Here is a 2984-nt window from a genome sequence, read left to right on the forward strand (position 1 = left end):
GAGCCTGCACGGTTACAAAGGCGCGTTGAGCCTGGCCGGCCTGGGCTTTGATGACGTGCAACTGGTGGAGGTCGCGCTGCACGATCAGGAGCAGGCGCCCAACCCACAGGAAGGTTTGCAACGCCTGTGGTCGGGCCTCGATTACCTGGCGCGCGGCGAAGTGGACGCGGTGTACGTCAAGGGCGCTTCGGCCGCCGACGCCGCGCGCCGTCTGGGCCTGGTGGTGGGCATCGACCTGGACCTGATCGCCGAGCCGCGCTACCGCATCAACAACGGCACGCCGCGCCCTATCACCGTCCACCAGAGCTTGCTGGACAATCACTTTGACCTGGTGGTGCGTTTCCTCGCACAAACCCTGAACGCGGCTGACTGGGCCGCGAACAATCGCGACGGCCTGAACGCGATTCTCGAAGAAGAAACCCGCGCCGGCAGTGCCGGTGTGGCCGAGGCCTATCGCGGTGATTTCCATACCACCCTGGCGCCGGACCTGTCGGCCGAGCGCCTGGATTTCCTCGGCATCCAGAAAGACTTCCTGTACCTGCACGGCTTCCTGGAGCGCGATTTTGCGATCGCCGACTGGGTCGACCCGCGCCCTCTGCAAGCTGCCCATGAACTGTTGGCCAAGCGCCGCGCCTGAACCCGGAGAAACTGCCATGACTGCCATTGTCCACGCCCAACCGATCACCCAGGAACTGCAGGCCTTTATCGACAAGGTCCTGCTGGAAGCCGAAGAAGCCTTCACGGTCTTCCGCGAAACCAACACCATCACCGCCAACGGCACCGTGGGCTTTATTGAGCGCGTGCCGGGCCAGGAACTGCTGGTGTCGGTCAACTACGGCGGCCCGTGGAACTACCGCAAGCCGCTGCAGGCCACCGTCACCGACTTTGCCGGCAACGTGGTTGTCGGCAAGGGCAAGGGCGGCCTGGGGCGCTACACCAAGCTGTTCCAGCAGCATGCAGACGTGACCACCGTCTCCCACGTGCACTCGCCGTACCTTGGGGCCTGGGCCCAGACCCACCGCACGCTGCCGTTCCATTACGTGCCGGTGCAGCGTTACCAGTTGGCGCGGGAACTGCCGGTGTACATCGACCGTCGCCAGCAGGAAGTGGATTTCATCCTCGACAAGATCGCGGAAAACCCCTTCAACCTGGCGATCCTCGAAGCCAACGGCGGCTCCACGGTGTGGGGCAAGCAGGGGTTGCGGGCCACGGCTGAGTTCATCCTGTTGCTGGAGGAGGGCGCGCAACTGCAATTGCTGGCGGATGCCCTGGGCGGTTCGCGGGCATACGGGCCGGGGGTGTTGACCCAGCAGTGGAAGATGAGTGGGTTGTTTGAGCAAGCCACGGCGCTGGGCCTGGTCCCCGCCATCGACCGCAAAAACTGAACACACCCTTATCACGGTGACTGAAACCACCACGACCCCTGTAGGAGCCGGCTTGCCGGCGATAGCGGTGCATCAGGCGACATTCCTGTTGGATGTGCCACCGTCATCGCCGGCAAGCCGGCTCCTACAAGGGGCGGTTCCATTCAAGGATGTTGCCCCATGGCGGTAAAAATTCTCTGGTACCTCACCACCCCCGACGGCCCTTATCCATGGGAGCTCGAAGGGCGCTGGAAGACCGACTTCCAGCATCTCAAGCAACTCGCGGTCGCCAGTGATCGCCTGGGTTTCTACGGCTCGCTGCTGGGCTCCAGCCCCAACGAAAGCCTGGCGGTGGCCGCCTCGCTGATCGACGCCACCCAGCGCCTGCGTTTCCTGGTGGCGCAACACCCGGGCGAGCTGTCACCGGCAGTCCTGGCCAAGTGGGCCCTGACCTTCGACCAATTCTCCAATGGCCGCCTGCTGTTCAACGTGGTCAATGGCAATGATGCGGGCCTGGCGACCCTCGGCGTGCATTACCCCCACGATGAGCGCTACGCCTTCAGCCTCGAATACTGGCGCGCCTTCCAGGGCTTCTATGCCGGCGATACTCGGGGTTATGAAGGCCAATACATCAAGCTGGCACCGCGTGCGCCGGGAGCGGCCAAGCATCCGCTGGGCGGCTGGCATCCGCCGTACCAGAAACCGGGCATCCCGCTGTGGGGCGCCGGCACCTCGGGGCCAGGGGTGGAACACTCGGTGCAATTGCTGGACGTGTACCTGAGCTTCGCCAATACGCCGCCAAAGCTGGGGGACAAGTTCCGCAAGGTCGCCGCCGAAGCCGCGAAGATCGGCCGTGAGCTGACCTTCGGTACCCGCCTGCAAATCATCGTACGCGAGACCGAAGAAGAAGCCTGGGCCCACGCCGAGAAACTGCTGCAACGCACCTCGCTGCAAACTACGCGCAATGCCATCGAGCGCCAGTTGCCACCCGGGGTGAGCTTCGAGGATTACCACAGCGACGACCCGCAAACCCAGCGCAACGTCGAGACCATTCGCGCCGGCCGCCTGCCCACGGCTCGCGAGCTGGAGATCTACCCCAACGTGTGGCTCGGCCCGAGCCTGTTCGGCTTCAACATCCTCGGCCCGGCCGCCGGCACTTACCTGGTGGGCAGCGCCGAACAAGTGGCCGAGCGTATCCGTGAGTACGAAGCCCAGGGCACCTCGGCGTTCATCCTGTCGGGTTTCCCGCTGATCGATGAGGCGCACCGGGTGGCAGACCTGCTGTTCCCGTTGCTCGACCTGGACCATGGTTTTGATGTGCCGCGTCTGAACGCCGTGCAGCAGCAAGAGGCGTAGCTGATGAGCGAAGGATTTTCCCGCCGAGTGTTTCTCGGCAACAGCCTGGCCATCGGCGGCGGCTTGCTGCTGGGTGGTTGTGACAGCGGGGCGGCGCCGACTGCGGTGTTGTCGACCACACCGACCACCGGCGGACGCCTGCGCATCGGCATTATCGACGGCGACCAGTCCGGCAACCTCGATGCCCACAAACCGGTGGGCGGCGGGATCATTCGCGGCTGGGCGCTGTACAGCAAGTTCTGGGAATGGAACACCGACGTCAGC

The 2984-nt window shown here is 64.4% G+C and carries 2 protein-coding genes and 2 pseudogenes; all 4 read left to right on the top strand.

Annotated elements, in window-relative coordinates; genetic code table 11:
* Positions 1-637 (top strand): annotated as a pseudogene (locus HX846_RS34290) (ABC transporter substrate-binding protein); the annotation flags it as partial.
* 16 nt (positions 638-653) lie between these two features.
* The gene (locus tag HX846_RS34295) at positions 654-1385 is read left to right on the top strand and encodes a class II aldolase/adducin family protein (RefSeq protein WP_178967156.1); all 732 of its coding nucleotides are present in this window, start codon (positions 654-656) and stop codon (positions 1383-1385) included.
* Positions 1386-1544: 159 nt separating this feature from the next.
* Entirely contained in the window at positions 1545-2720 is a 1176-nt protein-coding gene (locus tag HX846_RS34300; protein ID WP_178967157.1) for an LLM class flavin-dependent oxidoreductase, read from the top strand.
* A 3-nt stretch (positions 2721-2723) separates the two neighbouring features.
* A pseudogene (locus tag HX846_RS34305) lies at positions 2724-2984 on the top strand (ABC transporter substrate-binding protein); the annotation flags it as partial.

Source organism: Pseudomonas sp. K5002, from assembly GCF_013386655.1.
Taxonomy (GTDB): Bacteria; Pseudomonadota; Gammaproteobacteria; order Pseudomonadales; family Pseudomonadaceae; genus Aquipseudomonas.

Coding starts and splice junctions, on each gene's coding strand:
- HX846_RS34295 (WP_178967156.1), top strand. CDS start 654: ATGACTGCCATTGTCCACGCCCAACCGATCACCCAGGAACTGCAGGCC.
- HX846_RS34300 (WP_178967157.1), top strand. CDS start 1,545: ATGGCGGTAAAAATTCTCTGGTACCTCACCACCCCCGACGGCCCTTAT.